A 17,111-nucleotide genomic window follows, 5' to 3' on the forward strand; every position below is an offset into this window, starting at 1 on the left:
CGGTCTCCTCCTTTACCTGCGCAGAACGCCCCGCCGCCCAGCCTCCTAACTCTCACGTTTTTCCCTACGTCCGAATGAAGTCCAGCAGTCGCCGCCGTGGCGCGGGCTCGACGGTTGGCGCAAAACCCACTCGCACCCACATCTGCACCGTCTCGCCCCTGGCGGTGGCGCCGGCCAGCGCGTGGATGTCGGCATAAGGCTTCTGCTGCTCCGCATACTCCTGCAGCGCCTGCGACAGCGGGTGCAGCGCCAACCCCTGGGCCGTGGCCGCCAACTGCGCACGGGCATAGGCGCGGCCCGCGTTGACCTGGGTCACGCGGTCATTGCCCGGCGTCACCAGCCACCAGAAGCCGGGGGTGGAGGCCAGTTTGGCATCGAAGGCCTGGATCTGGCTGGTGGTGGCGTAGTCGTCGGGCTTGGGGGCGTTTTTGCGGTCGAACAGGCCCAGCCTGTCCATGGCCACCACCATAGGCGCCGTCAGCGACAGGCCGTCGCGATGGGCAGCGATCTCGGACTGGCCCACACGCAGCACGTCAAACGACTCCATGATGGTGCGCGGCACCGTCAGCTCGATGCGCCAGGCGTCCCGCGCAATGCTGCGGTGCTGGTCCAGCGTGGCCGCGCCCTGCTCCAGTCCAGCAAAGCCCGTGCGCACGGGGGCCGCGCCGCCGGCCGCCGCCGCCATCGCCATCGCCGTCCAGGCTGTAGCGGGCACGGCGCGGGTGATGTCATACGCGCTGCGGTTGGTATGGCGCTGCAGGATGTAGGCGAACAGCGGGTCTTTTTGCACCATGGCGTCCGGTGTCAGGCGCACCGTGGCCACCGGGCGGGTGTCGAGCTTGGCGGGGCCAAAGGCACCCTGGGGAAATAACGTGACATCGGTGCGCAAACCTTTTTCACGCGCGGCAAGGTCCAGCAATTCCAGAAAGGTGCCGTGGCTCACCATGATCTGGCGCGACAGTGGGTCAGTCTGCGACAGCACACGCTGCAGGTCGCAGTACAGCGTGATCTCACCCGGCGTGCGCAGGTCGGCCACCCAGGACTGCAGGTTGTGCGAATGCGGCGCCAGGATGGCGTAGCTCAGCAACCAGCGCCGCACATCGCTCTGCTGGGCGATGTCGCTACCCGGACCGGCCCAGGCTTCAATCGCCTCGGGCGGCATGCCTTGCGCACAGCCGGACAGGCCCGCCGTGCCAGCCACGGCGATGGCGGACACCGCGCCACCGCCAACCAGGCGTATGAACTGGCGACGGCGCAAAGGCTCGCCGCGTTTGGGGTTGTAGGGATGGTGGCTCATGGTCGTGCTCGGTGGAGTGAAGGGGGTTACTGGGCTAGCGCGGCGCGCTGGGTTTCGAGCCTCACTGCGCGCGGGGCCGGCACGGCGGGCAGCAGCCCCAGATCCACCAGCGCAGCCTGTGTGGCAATGGGCAGCGGCGTAAAGGGCTCGGCGCCGATTAGCGCTACCAGCTTGTCATTGGCCAGTGCATGGGGCGTGTTCCACAGGTAGTGCATCTCCAGCAGCGCGTGCCATGTGGACACGAACAGCGCACCGATGCGGATGATGGGCCAGGGCAGACCGGCCAGCTTCAGTGCCGCGCCGGGCTTCTTGCCCCAACCCTGGGACTGGGCCAGTGGCGCCAGCACATCCATCCAGCGCTGGCCGGTGATGCGGTGGCCGGCAAAGTGCAGCACCTCAAAAGCCGGCAACTGGGCGCGCCGCTCGGCTACGGCCACAAAGGTACGCGCCAGGTCCGGCAAATAGGCCCATGCGCGGGACACATCAGGTGCACCGGGGTAGGTGAACACACCTTTGCGGATGTCCTTGACCATGGCAGTGTCGAACCAGGTGCCCTTGCCACCGCCGAAGAAATCACCGGCCCGGATGACGATGCTGCGCACGCCACTGTGCTGCAGGCGCTGCTCCATCTGGATGCGGACCTGGCCCTTGACGGTGCGGGCGGTTTGCGGCGTGTCTTCGCGCAGCACGGCGGGCATGGCGGCGCCAAAGTTGTAGACATTACCGGGCACCATCAGCGTGGCGCCCAGTGCGCGGGTGATGGCGATGGCGGCGTCGGTCATGGGTAGCACCTGGGTTTGCCAGGCGGCGTTGGTGTAGGCGGGGTTCAAAGCATGCACGACCACGGTTGCGCCTTGGGCTGCTTGCGCCAGGGCTTGGGTGTTGTTCAGATCAATGCCCAGCCATTCGATGCTTGCTTCTTGGGGCGTTTCAACCCCTGGGCGTGTCTGGCCGAGGACGCGCCAACCGGCTTCGGCAAAGGCGCGGGCGGCGGTCAGGCCAAAGCGGCCGCGGGCGCCGAGGATCAGAACGGTGTTGGTAGCGATGGTGGTATCGGTGTGCATGGTGTTGACTCCTCTGCGGTTGGGTTGGGTAGCGATGGAGGAATTGTGGAAATATTGGGCACTTTGCACAATTGCATATATGCTCACACCAGTTATTCACTTTTGAATACCGACCCACCCCATGCCCAACCCGAATGCCTTTGACTGGAGCCTGATCCGCTCCTTCCTCGCCGCGCTGGACCACGGCAGCCTGCTGGGCGCCGCGCGCGTGCTCAAGACCAGCCAGCCCACACTGGGCCGCCATATTGCTGAGTTGGAAAGCCAACTGGGCGTGGTGCTGTTCGAGCGCACCGGCCGCGGCCTGGTGCCCACAGCCACCGCCCTGCAGCTGGCAGAATCCGCCCGCGGCATGGAGGCTGGAGCCCTGCAACTGACCCGCACCTTGACCGGCGCGCAGGCCGAAACGCTGGGTACCGTGCGCATCACCGCCAGCCAGCCCGTAGCCGTGCAATTGATGCCACCGCTGCTGGCGCGCATGCGCCTGGCCCTGCCCGACATCCAGGTGGAGCTGGTGTCCAGCAACCAGGTGTCCAATCTGCTGCGCCGCGAAGCCGATATTGCGGTGCGCATGGTGCGCCCCGAGCAGGGCACGCTGGTGGCCAAGAAGATCGGCAATGTGGGCGTAGGCGCCTATGCGCACCGCAGCTACCTGGCCCGGCGCACCGCCATCCGCCAACCACCGGACCTGCTGCAGCACGACCTGATCGGCGGTGACACCGACACCGCCATCCTGCGCGGCTTTCAGGCCATGGGCTTCCCGGTGGGGGGCGAGGCCTTTGCGCTGCGCACCGACGACCTCATCGTGCAATGGCAGGCGGTGCGCGCCGGCCTGGGCGTGGGTTTTGTAGCCGATTACATGGCCCGCAGCCAGCCCGATGTGCTGCCCGTGCTGCAGGGCCTGTTGCCCATTCCCGACCTGCCGATGTGGCTGGCCGTGCACCGCGAGATCCGCACCAACCGGCGCATCCGTGCGGTCTATGACTTCTTAGCCGAAGCCCTACCCTTGGTGATCTAGCCCCACACCAGCCCGGGGGCCAGGGCGCCAAAGCGTTTTGCGTAGGTAAAGGAGGAGCCCGCACAGCGGGCGGGGGACACGGAGCATAACGCTCTGCCGCCCTTGCCCCGTGCGAGAGCCTAAAAAGTCTCCCAGTCGTCATCCCCGCCCGCAGGGGCAGGCTTGGTCTGCTTCTTGGGTGGAGCTGCAGGACTGGGCGCGGCAGCTACCGGTTTAGCGGTACTAGCAGCGGGTTTGCGCGCAGCTGCAGACGACACACCGATCGCACGGCGCTCATCGCCCTTGAAAGGCTTGGCCTGCGAGGCTGGTGCGCGCACCGCTGTGCGGGGCATGCTGGATGCACCGGCCTGGGCCGTCACTTTGAAAAAAGCCACGGCCTGCACCAGCTCACCGGCCTGGCTCTTGAGGCTGCTGGCGGCCGCTGCCATTTGCTCCACCAGCGCGGCATTTTGCTGCGTGGTCTGGTCCATCTGCGTCACCGCTTCACCCACTTGGGCCACACCGGTGGCTTGCTCATTGCTGGCGGCGCTGATCTCGCCCATGATGTCGGTGACGCGCTTGATACTGCTGACGACCTCGGCCATGGTGGTACCGGCCTGATCCACCAGCGCGGTGCCATGCTCGACCCGCTCCACGCTGGCATTGATCAGCATCTTGATTTCTTTCGCCGCCTCAGCGCTGCGCCCGGCCAAGGACCGCACCTCACTGGCGACCACGGCAAAGCCCCTGCCCTGCTCACCCGCGCGGGCCGCTTCCACCGCGGCGTTCAAAGCCAGGATATTGGTCTGGAAAGCGATGCCGTCGATGACGCTGATGATGTCCGATATCTTGCGGCTGGACTCGTTGATGCCCTTCATCGTCTCCACGACTTGGCCGACAACATTGCCACCCTCAACCGCGATGGTGGATGCGCTTTGCGCCAACTGGTTGGCCTGGCGAGCCGAGTCGGCGTTCTGGCGTACGGTGGAGCCCAATTGCTCCATCGACGACGCCGTTTCTTCCAGCGCGCTGGCCTGCTGCTCGGTGCGGGCACTGAGGTCGTTATTGCCCTCAGCGATTTCGGCGCTGGCCGTGGCCACGCCCTCCGACCCGGTGCGGACCGTCGTCACGATCTGAGCCAGATTGCCCTGCATGGCGTTGAGGCTGGCCATCAGGCTTTGCGTGTCGCCCGGCTTTACTGCGATGCTGCGCGTGAAGTCACCTTGCGACACGGCCCGGGCCAGCTCGGCAGCCTCGCCCGGTTCGCCACCCAACTCTTTGAGCAGGCTGCGGGTGATCATCAGGCCCAGCACGGCGGCAACGCCCAACGCCATCAAGCCCAGCACCATCATGATGACACGGGCACTGGAATAGGTTTGCGAGCCCGACTTTGCGGAGGCCTCCAGCAACTCGGTCTGAAAGGCCGTCAAGGCCTTGATGGCCGTCTGGTACGCAATCTGGCTGGGACGCAGCTCGCTGCTCAAAAAGGCCTTGGCTTCGTCGGCCTTGTCGGTCTTGACCAAGTCCATGAGCTTGTCCTGGCCTGCGATGTACTTGGTCCGCTGCGCCTTGAGTTCCTTCAGCAACTCAATGCCCTTGGGCGCAACCACCAGTTGGTCCAGCAGCTCCACATTCTTCTTGATGATGGCCCGGGCCTGTGTGATGTTGTCAGTCTGCTTCTGTCGCTCGACCCCATCGGCGGTCAGCATCATGTCGCGCAGTGCCGTGGAAATATCGCCGACCTGGGTCAGTATGGTGTTGGTGGCGTCGATCTTGGGCAGGCGGTCATCGGTGATGTTCACCACATCGGCTTCGATACGGGCCATGGAAAACAGCCCCACGCCCATCATCAGCAACATAAGAGCGCACACCACGCCGAAGCCAATGGTTAGCCGCGCGCGCACGGTCCAGGAAGAAATGTTCATTCGACGACTCCAAAAAGATGGGGACCCCACCGCGGTTGGCGGCGTGAACGCGCATTGCAACTGTGCCGCGTGTGTGGCACATCCTAGCGTGCCTCTACGGTAGTGGCAACCAGATATTCAGCCGCTCAGGCGCCGTGGCATTTCTTGTATTTCTTGCCGCTGCCGCAGTAGCAGGGGTCGTTGCGCCCGGGCACATCGGTGCGGCGCAATGTCTCCACGCGCGGGCCGATGTTGCGCCAGATTTCACGCAAGTCGTACACCGACCATACGGCGTCGCCAAAGGCATTGAGTCGGTCCACGCTGACGGACGGCGGACCGTCGTCGCTGAAGGGGGACAACTCGGGCTCGCCCTCGTCGTCTTCGGTCAGGGCCACAACGGCTTGCAGGGCTATGTCATGCCATTTGGCGGCCTTCTTGTCGCTGGGCTCGGCCCACTCTTCGGGCCAGGCTTCCACCGCATACATGAATCCCAGGGCCCAGACCTGCGCGAAGGCCGGCAACACCTCGTCGCGCAGGTCGGCGCGCTCGGCTTCGGGCAGGCCAGCCAATGTGCCACGCACGTCCAGCACCTCGGGGTGGTAAGCCATGGCGTCTTCCAAGGTCTCGGTGGGGGTATCCAGCGCGGTCTTAATCTCGGCCCAGCGCTGGTCCCAGATTTGCAGGAACTGCGCACGCTGGGCTGCGTCGGCGAAAGAGCCACCTGCCTCCGGCGCGGCCTCGCCGTCTTGCACCACCTGCGGTGCATCGCCCGCGCCATCGTCTGCCACGGCCAGCAGCACATCCAGGTATTCAGCCTGGGGGATGGCGCGGCGGCAGCAGATCAGGGCCGCCATGAAACCCTCGCAAAACTCCCACTGCGGGGTTTCGTCGTAACGGGTGCGCAGGTCGTCGAGGATGGCGTCGAGGGTGTCAAACTGTTCCGGGCTCACGGCGTCGGACCAATCGCCGGGTTCTGCTCCGGGGTTCTCGGATGCGGGTGTGTCAGGGGTGTTGGTGGAGGTCATAGGGAACTCGCTGGGGTGTGTGGATGGGGCGGCACAGAGCGGGGTTTACACCATTCTGCATTTTTACATTTGCCTGCTATTGTCGGGTGATGCTGAATTACCTCGACTCGATTTTTCCGGTGCGCTATACGGTGATGGGCCTCAGTTGCTTTGGCCTCTTGCTCAGCGTCTTCAGTCTGGTGGCCTTTGGCGTGGGCATACCCGCCTTCCTGCTGTTTGGCGCCCTGGTGGCCACCGGGGTCTATGACCTGCGCCAGAACAAGCGCTCCATCCTGCGCAACTACCCCATCATCGGGCACATCCGCTTCATGCTGGAATTTGTACGGCCGGAGATCCGCCAGTATTTCATCGAGAGCGACACCGAGTCCAACCCCTTCTCGCGCGCCCAGCGCTCCCTGGTCTACCAGCGCGCCAAGGGTGACCCGGACAAGCGCCCTTTTGGCACGCAGCTGGACGTGCATGCCGAGGGCTATGAGTGGATCAACCATTCGCTGGCCCCTACCAAATTGGACTCGCACGATTTCCGGGTGCTGATTGGCGCTGGGCGGGCCCAGCCCTATAGCTGCAGCGTGTTCAACATCTCGGCCATGAGCTTTGGGGCCTTGAGTGCCAACGCCATCCAGGCGCTGAATGCCGGCGCCAGGCGCGGCGGCTTTGCGCACGACACGGGCGAGGGCTCCATCTCCACCCACCACCGCAAGCACGGTGGCGACCTGATCTGGGAGGTGGCCTCGGGCTACTTTGGCTGCCGCAACGACGACGGTAGCTTCAACCCGGAAAAGTTTGCCGCCAATGCCCGCGATCCACAGGTCAAGATGATCGAGATCAAGCTCAGCCAAGGCGCCAAGCCCGGCCACGGCGGCGTGCTGCCCGGTGCCAAGGTGACGCCCGAAATTGCCGAGGCCCGCGGCGTGCCGGTCGGCGTGGACTGCATCTCGCCCGCATCGCACAGCGCGTTTTCCACGCCGATTGAGATGATGGAGTTTGTGGACCGCCTGCGCGAGTTGTCGGGCGGCAAGCCCACCGGCATCAAGCTGTGCATAGGCCACCCCTGGGAGTGGTTTGCAATGGTCAAGGCCATGCTGGCCACCGGCATCACGCCCGACTTCATTGTGGTGGACGGGGCCGAAGGCGGCACCGGCGCCGCGCCGGTGGAGTTCACGGACCACGTAGGCTCGCCACTGCAAGAGGGCCTGCTATTGGTGCACAACACGTTGCGCGGCGTGGGTCTGCGCGAGCAGGTCAAGGTGGGCTGCGCCGGCAAGGTGGTCAGCGCCTTTGACATCGCCCGCATGATGGCCCTGGGCGCCGACTGGTGCAACAGCGCGCGCGGTTTCATGTTCTCGCTGGGTTGCCTGCAGGCCCAGACCTGCCACACCGGCCACTGCCCCACCGGCGTGACCACACAAGACCCGATTCGCCAACAGGCCCTGGTGGTGCCTGACAAGGCCACGCGTGTCTACAACTTCCACCAGCAGACCCTGCATGCCTTGCAAGAGCTGGTACAGGCCGCCGGCGTAGAACACCCGGGCGAGATCACGGCCCACCACATCGTGCGCCGCTCGGGCGACCACAAGGTGCAATCCCTGGCCCAACTGATACTGACACAGTTGCCCGATCGCGCGCTGCTGGAGAGTGACCTGCAGGCCCTGCCGGTGATCTACCGCCATACCTGGCCACGGTCCGCACCCCAGAGCTTCACGCTGCAGGCGGAGATGCCGCAGGCGCTGACGACCGCCTGAGTGGCACGCATCCGCCAGAGGTGCTCCAGCTAGTTTGCTACGGTTTCAATAGCTGCCTGCGCAGCAGCGCCGAGGGCTAGCAGCCTTTTTTTCATACAGAGCACGGCGTTGTCCTTGCTCAGCACCAGGGCCTGGTGTGCCACGGCCAGGTCGATGAACTTCTGGTCGTCCGGGTCTTTGCAGACGATAGGTGCCTTGGCGGCAACCGCTTGCGTCTGGACCAGCGTGTCGAAATGGGCCAGCACGTCGCTGGGCTGCAGTTGGTAGTAGGCCAAGCGTTGGGCGATCTTGGGGTAGCCCAGCACCCGGGCCAGTTCCTCGCGCATGGGTGGGGTGGCGATCCATTGCAGGGTGCCAGCTTGCAAGGCGTCGCGCAGAGTTTGGGCGGCGGGGTCGTTGAAGACGAAGGTGTCCAGGACGATGTTGGTGTCCAGGATGACCTTATTTGCGCTCACGCGCCGTTCCCTTCACCATCTCAAACTTGAACATCCGGCACTCAATCGGCCCGTTCCACATCGGGACGCGGCGGGATTCTTTGAGGCGCATCTTGCTGGGCAACTTGAGGTCGGGCGTCAGTATCCAGCCGGTCCAGCCGCTGAAGTTTTTCTTCCAGTGGGTGGCCAACTGGCTGAAGAATTCGCCGCCGTCCTCGGTCACGGCCTGCTCGCGCGCGCCGCTGACGGGGTGGCTGCCGGCGCTGGAGGCCTCGTAGTCTGGCGACGGCAGATCGCCACCAGCCTGCCGGTGCGCAGGTCCTGCGCGCCGGGCTCCGGCCCCGCTGACACCCGCCACGGCAATACGGTCACCATAGGGTGGGTTGAGCAGCAGCAAGCCGGGCACATCGGTGGGCGGCATGCGTTGCAACGCGTCGCCACCGCGGAACTCGACGACATCGGCCACACCGGCGCGCTCGGCATTGCGCTGGGCAAAGTCCACCATCCGGTGGGACACATCGCTGCCAAAAATCAATGGCCCCTGGTCGGGTCCCGGCTTGACGACGGCAGCGGCAGCTTCGGCCTTGATGGCGTCCCAGACGTGTTGCTGGAACGGAATGTATTTCTCAAACGCAAAGCGGCGCAGGCTGCCCGGTGCGATGTTGCAGGCGATCTGCGCGGCCTCGATGGCAATGGTGCCGCTACCGCAGCAGGGGTCGTACAGCGGCAACAGATCATCGTCACCCTCGGCCCAGCCGCAGGCGGCAATCATGGCCGCGGCCAGCGTCTCTTTCAGCGGCGCCTCGCCCTTGTCCTCGCGCCAGCCGCGCTTGAACAGCGGCTCGCCCGAGGTGTCGATATACAGCGAGCAAGTGTCGGTGGTCAGGTGGGCATAAATGCGCACATCGGGCCACTGGGTGTTGACGTCCGGGCGCACCCCGTGGGCCTTGGCGCGGAAGCGGTCGCAAACGGCGTCCTTGATCTTGAGCGCGGCAAAGTTCAGGCTGTTCAGCGGGCTGTGCTGGGCCGTCACCTCGACCTTGATCGACTGCTGGGGCGTGAACCAGATCTCCCACGCCACGTCGCTGGCGGCGCGGTACAGGTCTTGTTCGGTGCGGTATTCCGTGTAGTTCAGCTGCACCAGCACGCGCTGGGCCAAGCGGCTGTGCAAGTTGAGCCGCAGCGCGTCGCGCCACGAGGCCTGGGCCATCACCCCGCCACGGCGTGTCAGCAGGTCCTGGCCCATCAAACCGGTCAGGTCGTGCACCTCATGGGCCAGCAGGTCTTCTACGCCGGCGGCGCAGGGGAGGAAGATTTGGAGTGAGTTCATAAAGCCTTCCTCAACGACGCGGGAGCAATCTTCAGCCCCTCGCGGTATTTGGCAACCGTGCGGCGGGCGCATTCGATGCCCTGCTCTTTCAGCATCTCGGAAATCTGGTTATCACTCAAGGGCTTTTTGTCGCTTTCGGCGCTGATGAATTGCTTGATGAGTGCGCGCACGGCCGTGCTGGACGCATTGCCGCCGGACTCTGTGCCCAGGCCGGAGCCGAAGAAATATTTCAGCTCGAAGGTGCCGAACGGCGTGGCCATGTATTTGGCGGTGGTGACGCGGCTGATGGTGGACTCGTGCAGGCCCAGTTCGTCGGCAATCTCGCGCAGCACCAGGGGGCGCATGGCCAGCTCGCCGTGCGTGAAGAAGCTTTTTTGCCGGTCCACGATGGCGGTGCTGACGCGCAGGATGGTGTCAAAGCGCTGCTGGATGTTCTTGATGAACCAGCGCGCCTCTTGCAGGCGCTGCTGCAGGCCGGCGTAACTGGCGCTGTCCTTGCCGCCACCACGGTGGTTGCGCAGCACGTTGGCATAAATGTCGTGCACGCGCAGCTTGGGCATGACCTCGGGGTTGAGCATCACGCGGAACTGCGGGTTGACACCGGGGCGCACCTTGCCCACGGGCACCACCAGCACATCGGGCACAACGATGTTGCGCTCCACATCCACAAAGCGGCGGCCGGGCTTGGGTTCCAGGCGGGCGATCAGCGTGATGGCCTCGCGCGTCTGTGCGTCGGTGCCGTTGCAGCGCTGCACCAGGGTCTTGACATCGCGGCGGGCCAGCAGGTCCATGGGCTGGGCGCAGATGCGCAGCGCCAAGGCCAATAGTGCGGCCTGCTCGGGCTCGGGCGGGTCCAGCGCGTCGTCCAGTTGGGCGCGCAGTTGCAGGCGCAGGCATTCACCCAGGTCGCGGGCGCCCACACCAGCAGGCTCCAGGCTTTGCAGCAGGCCCAGGGCGACCGTGAAGTGGTGGACCAGGTCTTCCAGCTGTTCTTCATCCGCGTCACCGGCTAGGCTGCGGGCCAGCTCGGGCAGCGGGTCTTCGAGGTAGCCGTCGTCGTTCAGCGACTCGATCAGAAAGCGCAGCGCGCTGGCATCCACCTCGCCCAGGCGCAGGCCCAGCGCCTGGCGGTGCAGGAAAGACTGCAGCGACTCCTGGGTACGGGCCAGTTCGGTGGCGTCGGTGTCTTCGTCGTCACCCAGGTTGTTGGTGCGGGCCTTGGCATCCGTGCCCCATTCGCCGTCGTCGGGCACCAGTTCGGTTGTGCCGTCGCCGTCCCAGCTGGGTTCGTCGTCACCGCTGCCCAGCGGGGTGGTGTCTTCGTCCTTTGTGCTGCTAGCCCCCGTGGAATCTGGATAGTCCGCTACGGAATTGGAAGCAACTTCGGATTCACGCTCCCCCGCACTGACCGGCGTATCGGCCTGGGCCAGGCCAAACTCCTCGCGCACGGCCTCGTCCTGGGTCAGTTCCAGAAAGGGGTTTTCGTCCAGCATCTGCTCCACTTCCTGGCTGAGTTCCAGTGTGGAGAGTTGCAGCAGGCGGATGGACTGCTGCAACTGGGGCGTGAGCGCCAGGTGCTGCGAGACGCGTAAAGAAAGCCCCTGTTTCATCACATCCGAAAGTGTTCGCCGAGGTACACGCGGCGCACGTCGGCGTTGTCCACGATCTCGGAAGGCGTGCCCTGGGCCAGCACGCGGCCGTCGCTGATGATGTAGGCGTGGTCGCAGATACCCAGGGTCTCGCGCACGTTGTGGTCGGTGATCAACACACCAATGCCGCGCGACTTCAGGAAATTGATGATGCGCTGGATTTCAATGACGGCAATCGGGTCGATACCGGCGAAGGGCTCGTCCAGCAAGATGAAGCGGGGCCGCGTGGCCAGCGCGCGGGCGATCTCCACACGGCGGCGCTCACCACCCGACAGCGCCAGCGCCGGTGATTCGCGCAGATGCTCGACGCGCAGGTCTTGCAGCAGCGCGGTCAGGCGCCGCTCGATCTCGGCGTTGTTCAGCGGCTTGCCGGCCTCGTCGTGCTGCAACTCCAGCACGGCGCGCACGTTTTCCTCGACATTGAGCTTGCGGAAAATCGACGCCTCTTGTGGCAGGTAGCCCAGCCCCAGGCGCGCACGGCGGTGGATGGGCATGTGCTCGATGGAGTGGCCATCTATCGTGATGTCGCCGGCGCTGGCACGCAGCAGGCCGACGATGATGTAGAAGGATGTGGTCTTGCCCGCGCCATTGGGCCCCAGCAGCCCCACGACCTCGCCGGTACGCATCGTCAGGGACACATCCTTGACCACCTGGCGCTTGCCGTAGAACTTCTGGATATGGCTGACCTCCAGCCGGCCCAGGGTCGAATCCACCGCGCCGCTGCCGTTGGCGCTGCTATCTGTGTCTTTGCTGCTTTCGCCGCTGTCTGCGGCCACCACCACATCGCTCACTGGGGGGTTCCCCCCAATGTCGTCGTGGCGCGCAGGTTGGGGCTGGGTTGGGATGCCGCCTTGCCCGCCGCCGGTGCAGAGGCAGCAGCTTCGGGCTTGGGCGTCAGCATGGCTCGCACCCGGCCGCCGGGCGCGGGTGCGCTGGCACTGGTTTTTGCACTGGCGGCGCTGCTGCCATCCACACTGAATTTATCGGTCAGGTTCTCATACACAATGACCGCGCCGCTGATTTCGTCGGCCACTGCGCCACCGCGCAGGCGGCGCAACTGGGCCTTGCCGGTGAATTTAACAATATCGGCACGGCCGTCGTAGTCAATGTGCTCGCTCTCCACCTCGATGAATTCGTCCAGGGCCTCGCGCTTTTGCCGAAAGAACGCCGGCCGCTCCGGCGAGCCGGAAATAGCGCCGAACTGATAGCCGTCGGCGTCCTGGCGCACATCAATATGGGCGGCGCGGACTTGGATCGTGCCCTTGGTCATTACCACGTTGCCATGGAAGATCGTGAGCTGTTTGACATCGTCGTAGCGCATGGTGTCGGCTTCGAGATTCATAGGCTTGTTGCGGTCGGCCTTTTCTGCCCAGGCGGGCATGGCAAGCGCCGTGCAAACGGCCAGGAACAGCAGAAGTTGGGGTGGTTTTTTCATAAAGGCACGGAACTTGCTCGGGTGGAGCCTGGACGATTGTACTGAGCATAGCGCCACAATCGCTTCTGGTACCCCGGGCTTTTTAGGGCGCTTCTATTTTTATAGCTACATATTCAGTATGTACAAGGGCTAGGCTCCATTTCCATCAATGCCTGTCCGCTCCAACCCCCCGGCCTAGAATGGCTTGGCCAATCAGCAGGAGACATGCCCATGTTCGAATCCGCAGAAATCGGCCACACCATCACCAAAGCTGCCTACAAGGCCGCAGTCCCGGCCCTGCGCGCAGCGCTGCTGACTGCACAGGTAGACCTGCACGAGAACAAGAAGATTCCGGTCATCGTGTTGGTCAGCGGGCAGGATGGCGCCGGCAAGGGCGAGACCATCAATGTGCTGTACGAATGGATGGACGCCCGCTTTTTGTCCACGCTGGCTTTCTCTGAGCCCACTGACGAGGAGCGCGAGCGCCCGCCCATGTGGCGCTACTGGCGTTCGCTGCCGCCCAAGGGGCGGGTCGGCATCTTCGCCGGGTCGTGGTATTCGGAGCCGATACGCCAGCGCATCGAAGACGAGATTTCGCTCAAAGAGCTGGATGCCCAGGCCGACCAGATCAACCGTTTCGAGTCCATGCTGGTGGATGAGGGCGCGCTGGTGCTGAAGTTCTGGTTCCACCTGACCAAGGAAGGCCAGGCCAAACGCCTGAAGGCGCTGGAGAAAGACCCGCGCACCGCCTGGCGTGTGACGCAGTGGAACTGGGACCGGCTCAAGACGTACGACAAACTGCAAGACGTGGCCGGCCACCTGCTGCGCATGACCAACACGCCGTGGGCGCCGTGGATGGTGATCGAAGGCACGGACGACCGCTACCGCTCACTGACCGTAGCGCAGATCCTGCTGCAATCCATGCAAAAGAAGCTGGCCAGCACCGACGAACAGGACACGCCGGTGGCACCACTGGTGCGCGTGGACACCGATGGCCGCACCGTGCTGTCGACGATGGACCTCACGCTCGCCTTGGCCGACAAAGACTATGAGGACGCGCTCGCCCACTGGCAAGGAAGGCTGGCCGAGCTGATGCGCGATCCACGCTTCCAGGGTCGTTCCCTCGTGTGCGCATTTGAGGGCGCGGACGCCGCCGGCAAGGGCGGCGCAATCCGGCGCATCAGCGCGGCGCTGGACGCGCGCCAATACCAGGTGATCCCGGTTGCTGCGCCAACCGAGGAAGAACGCGCGCAGCCCTATCTGTGGCGCTTCTGGCGCCATGTGCCGCGCAAGGGTCGGGTGACGATATTCGACCGCACCTGGTATGGCCGCGTGCTGGTGGAGCGGGTCGAAGGCTTTTGCAGCGAAGCCGACTGGCTGCGCGCCTACACCGAGATCAACGACTTCGAACACGAGCTGGCCGCGTCGGGCGCCATCGTCGTCAAGTTCTGGCTGCAGATCAGCCAGCAGGAGCAGCTGAAACGCTTCAAGGCGCGCGAGCAGATTCCCTTCAAGCGCTTCAAGATCACCGAAGAAGACTGGCGCAACCGCAAGAAGTGGGACGCTTACCAGCTGGCCGTCTGCGACATGGTGGAACGCACCAGCACGGGCAATGCGCCATGGACGCTGGTGGAGGCCAACGACAAGAACTACGCCCGCATCAAGATTCTGCAGACGCTGTGTGAGCGGGTGGAGGCAGAGCTGGATGGGCGTTGCGCGGACGACGGTTCACCGGCTAGGCCGAAGAAACCGAAGAAGTCCAAGAAAGACAATAAGCGCCACAAAGCCTGAGGCGCCTGGACGTCATAGCGTTCTGCTCCGTGTCCCCCGCCCGCTGCGCGGGCTCCTCCTTTACCTGCGCAGAACGCTATGCCGCCCAGGCTCTAGCGTGAGGGTGTTGCGCCCAACTGAGGGGACAGATCCACACTAACCTCCAACCCCGGCTTGGCATTGCGCAAGGTCAACCGCCCACCATGGGCCTGCGCCACCAGCTTGCACAGATATAGCCCCAAGCCCACGCCGCCAGCCGTGCGGCCCCGCGCGGAATCGGGCCGGTAGAAAGGCTCGGCCAGGTGCGGTAGCACCATGTCGTCTACGCCGGGGCCGTAGTCGCGCACCGATACGCACGCGGTGGCCCGCCCCGCCTCATCGACGTGTTGGTGCAGCCGGATGCTGGGCGGCTGGTCTGCGCCGACACTGTGGCGCAGCGCGTTGTCGAGCAGGTTGCGCAGCAGCAGGCGCATACGCGTGCGGTCCAGTTGCAGCGGCGGCAGATCGGGCGCCAATTCCAAGTCCACGGCAGGCGCAGCGCCTGTTGAAGCGGCCTGGGCCACCTCCTGGATCAATTCGGCCAAGTCCACCGGCTCCAGTTGCAGGGCGGCATGGCCCTGGCCCAGGCGTTCGCTTTCCAGCAGGTCGGTGACCAGGTCGCGCATCTCGCCCAGGTCGCGCAGCAAGGCCTCGCGGCGTGCGGCCACATCGCCTTCCTCCGGTAACAGCTCGGTGTTCAAGCGTGCGCGGGTGAGCGGGCTGCGCAGTTCGTGGCTGATGGCCAGCAGCAGGCCGCGCTTGGCCTCCAGCATCTGGTGGATGCTGCGCGCCATGGTGTTGACGTCGGTGGCCAGTTGGCCCAACTCATCGCGGCGGCGCACCGGTATGGGCTGGGCAAAGTCTCCGCTGCCAAAACGCTGGGCGCCGTCGCGTATGTCGTCCAGCGGGCGCAGCAGGCGGCGTATGTAGCCATAGGCCAGCGCAGTCAGCGCCAGGATGCCGGCCAGTGTCATCCAGCCTATGCGGTGGGGCTGGTTTTCCCAGGCGGCGGTGCTGATGCCCAGCGCGATGCGATGGCCGTCGGCCGTGGTGCGCGACAACAGGCGCGGTGGGCCGTCCTGCCATTCATCGCGCATCTCGCCATGGTGGTGGGGCAACATCTCCGACTGCGGGTTGCTGCGCCAATTGACCACCGGCCCGGCGATCTGCACGCTCAGCGGCAGGCGCTGGGTCAGCGCTTGGGCGCGCTCAATGCTGGGCGGGCTGCCGATCTCGGCCACCAGCCGGTCCACGTAATCGCTGACCAGCGGGCGGGCCGCCACACGCCAGCCCACGCTCAGCGCCTTTTGCATGCCAAAGGTGAAGGTGGCGGCCAGGCCCATGGCCAGTAGCAGAAACAGCGTCAGCAAGCGCCAGCGCAGCGAATGCCCCAGCGCATGCCGCGCCCGGCGGTGCCAGTGGCGGCGCAGCTTATGCATGGCGGGTCTGGCTGGGGCTCTGCGCACGCAGCGCCAGCGCATAGCCGGCGTTGCGCAGGGTCTTGATCGCGTCCAACGGCTCCAGCTTCTTGCGCAGGCGGCTGACCACAATGTCCACGGCCCGTGTGTAAAGGTCTGCCTCATGCCCGCGCAGCTGGTTCAGGATGTCGTCGCGGTGGAAGACCTTGCCGGGCTCGCGGGCCAGCAGGTGCAGCAGGTCAAATTCGGTGCTGGTCAGCTCGATGCTCTGGCCCAGGCACTGCACGCTGCGGGTGGTGGCGTCCACCACCAGCCCCTCGAAGAGCAGGCGGCCATCGGCGGCGACGGGTGTTGCGGATGCCGTGCTATTGCCATTCGGCTGGCGGCGGCGCAGCACGGTCTGCAGGCGTGCGACCAGCTCACGCGGCTCGAAGGGCTTGGGCAAATAGTCATCGGCCCCCAGCTCGAGGCCGACCACACGGTCCATGACATCGCCGCGTGCCGTCAGCATGATCAGCGGGATATCGCTCTCTTTGCGTATCGTGCGGCACAGCTCAAAGCCGTCCATCTCGGGCAGCATCACATCCAGAATGGCGGCATCGAACCCGCCCTGGCGCAACTGGGCCAGGCCGGTGCTGGGGCGCGTGGCGTGGCTGAGCTGCATTTCAAAGCGGGCGCAGTAGGCGGCCAGCGGCTCGCCCAACTGCTCATCGTCGTCAATCAACAGGATGCGCATCGTCGTCATGCGCCGATTGTCGTACCAGCGGCGTGGTAGTAAACGGCCTGGCGCAGCCGCTGCTGGCGCGGCGCGGGCAAGCGGTCAAAGGTATCGGCCGCCAGCGCCAGTGCACACTGCAGGTTGGCCGGGCTGTGCGCGGCAGACCGCGCCAACTGCTGGGCATGCTCCCGGTCGAACCGGGGGCCCCAGATCAGGGCCAGCAGCTCGGCGGCTGGCTCTGCGGTGGATGCCAGCAGCGCCGGGCCGTGGGCCCGCACGCCGGCAAATAGCGCTTGCATGGGTGGCATGGCAT

Annotated in this window: 15 protein-coding genes; 3 read left to right on the forward strand and 12 right to left on the reverse strand. The window is 65.1% G+C overall.

The genetic code is table 11. The features are described from left to right. Window positions 1–64 precede the first annotated feature (64 nt). Together AC07OO_RS13765 and AC07OO_RS13770 are read right to left on the reverse strand one after the other, a co-directional pair. Window positions 65–1,297 carry an Acg family FMN-binding oxidoreductase gene (locus tag AC07OO_RS13765; protein WP_495082661.1) on the reverse strand — a complete coding sequence of 411 codons (1,233 nt, stop codon included), beginning with the start codon at window positions 1,295–1,297 and terminating at the stop codon, window positions 65–67. Window positions 1,298–1,323: 26 nt separating this feature from the next. Next, complete coding sequence (locus AC07OO_RS13770) at window positions 1,324–2,361, reverse strand: sugar nucleotide-binding protein (RefSeq protein ID WP_495082662.1); 1,038 nt, start codon at window positions 2,359–2,361, stop codon at window positions 1,324–1,326. 121 nt (window positions 2,362–2,482) lie between these two features. Here AC07OO_RS13770 and AC07OO_RS13775 point away from each other — a divergent pair, with 121 nt between their 5' ends. Further along, window positions 2,483–3,376 (forward strand): LysR family transcriptional regulator, encoded by an 894-nt coding sequence (locus AC07OO_RS13775; RefSeq protein ID WP_495082663.1) that lies wholly within the window; start codon window positions 2,483–2,485, stop codon window positions 3,374–3,376. Window positions 3,377–3,495: 119 nt separating this feature from the next. On the opposite strand, the gene AC07OO_RS13780 is transcribed toward AC07OO_RS13775, so the two are convergent. After that, entirely contained in the window at window positions 3,496–5,280 is a 1,785-nt protein-coding gene (locus tag AC07OO_RS13780; protein WP_495082664.1) for a methyl-accepting chemotaxis protein, read from the reverse strand. A 125-nt stretch (window positions 5,281–5,405) separates the two neighbouring features. Further along, complete coding sequence (locus tag AC07OO_RS13785) at window positions 5,406–6,284, reverse strand: UPF0149 family protein (RefSeq protein WP_495082665.1); 879 nt, start codon at window positions 6,282–6,284, stop codon at window positions 5,406–5,408. 89 nt (window positions 6,285–6,373) lie between these two features. Between AC07OO_RS13785 and AC07OO_RS13790 the strand changes: the two genes are divergently transcribed. Beyond that, on the forward strand, window positions 6,374–8,026 hold the full coding sequence (locus AC07OO_RS13790; RefSeq protein ID WP_495082666.1) for an FMN-binding glutamate synthase family protein: 1,653 nt from the start codon (window positions 6,374–6,376) through the stop codon (window positions 8,024–8,026). Between the two features lie 29 nt (window positions 8,027–8,055). Here AC07OO_RS13790 and AC07OO_RS13795 read toward each other — a convergent pair whose 3' ends face one another. The 5 genes from AC07OO_RS13795 to lptA all read right to left on the reverse strand — a co-directional run bounded on the left by AC07OO_RS13795 (window position 8,056) and on the right by lptA (window position 12,874). After that, window positions 8,056–8,481 carry a putative toxin-antitoxin system toxin component, PIN family gene (locus tag AC07OO_RS13795; RefSeq protein WP_495082667.1) on the reverse strand — a complete coding sequence of 142 codons (426 nt, stop codon included), beginning with the start codon at window positions 8,479–8,481 and terminating at the stop codon, window positions 8,056–8,058. Next, window positions 8,468–9,790 carry a THUMP domain-containing class I SAM-dependent RNA methyltransferase gene (locus tag AC07OO_RS13800; protein WP_495082668.1) on the reverse strand — a complete coding sequence of 441 codons (1,323 nt, stop codon included), beginning with the start codon at window positions 9,788–9,790 and terminating at the stop codon, window positions 8,468–8,470. The genes AC07OO_RS13795 and AC07OO_RS13800 overlap by 14 nt, the downstream gene beginning before the upstream one ends. Further along, window positions 9,787–11,400: an RNA polymerase factor sigma-54 gene (gene rpoN / locus AC07OO_RS13805; RefSeq protein ID WP_495082669.1), complete on the reverse strand. Its 1,614-nt coding sequence runs from the start codon at window positions 11,398–11,400 to the stop codon at window positions 9,787–9,789. Before rpoN ends, AC07OO_RS13800 begins: the two co-directional genes overlap by 4 nt. Further along, window positions 11,400–12,152, reverse strand: coding sequence for an LPS export ABC transporter ATP-binding protein (gene lptB, locus AC07OO_RS13810; RefSeq protein WP_495083348.1), 753 nt, complete (start codon window positions 12,150–12,152; stop codon window positions 11,400–11,402). Before lptB ends, rpoN begins: the two co-directional genes overlap by 1 nt. Before the next feature lie 74 nt (window positions 12,153–12,226). After that, complete coding sequence (gene lptA, locus AC07OO_RS13815; protein WP_495082670.1) at window positions 12,227–12,874, reverse strand: lipopolysaccharide transport periplasmic protein LptA; 648 nt, start codon at window positions 12,872–12,874, stop codon at window positions 12,227–12,229. A gap of 210 nt (window positions 12,875–13,084) precedes the next feature. On the opposite strand from lptA, the gene pap reads away from it, so the two are divergent. Then, window positions 13,085–14,644, forward strand: coding sequence for a polyphosphate:AMP phosphotransferase (gene pap, locus AC07OO_RS13820; protein WP_495082671.1), 1,560 nt, complete (start codon window positions 13,085–13,087; stop codon window positions 14,642–14,644). Window positions 14,645–14,736: 92 nt separating this feature from the next. Here the strand turns inward: pap and AC07OO_RS13825 are convergent, their stop codons facing one another. From AC07OO_RS13825 to AC07OO_RS13835, 3 genes are read right to left on the reverse strand one after another with little or no spacing between them, the layout of a single operon-like run. After that, a complete protein-coding gene (locus AC07OO_RS13825; RefSeq protein WP_495082672.1) occupies window positions 14,737–16,101 on the reverse strand; it encodes a sensor histidine kinase in 1,365 nt (454 codons plus the stop codon). Next, entirely contained in the window at window positions 16,094–16,825 is a 732-nt protein-coding gene (locus AC07OO_RS13830) for a response regulator transcription factor (RefSeq protein WP_495082673.1), read from the reverse strand. The genes AC07OO_RS13825 and AC07OO_RS13830 overlap by 8 nt, the downstream gene beginning before the upstream one ends. After that, window positions 16,822–17,106 (reverse strand): hypothetical protein, encoded by a 285-nt coding sequence (locus tag AC07OO_RS13835; RefSeq protein ID WP_495082674.1) that lies wholly within the window; start codon window positions 17,104–17,106, stop codon window positions 16,822–16,824. The genes AC07OO_RS13830 and AC07OO_RS13835 overlap by 4 nt, the downstream gene beginning before the upstream one ends. Window positions 17,107–17,111: the final 5 nt, after the last annotated feature.

It is taken from the genome of Rhodoferax sp. GW821-FHT07G04, from assembly GCF_059418585.1.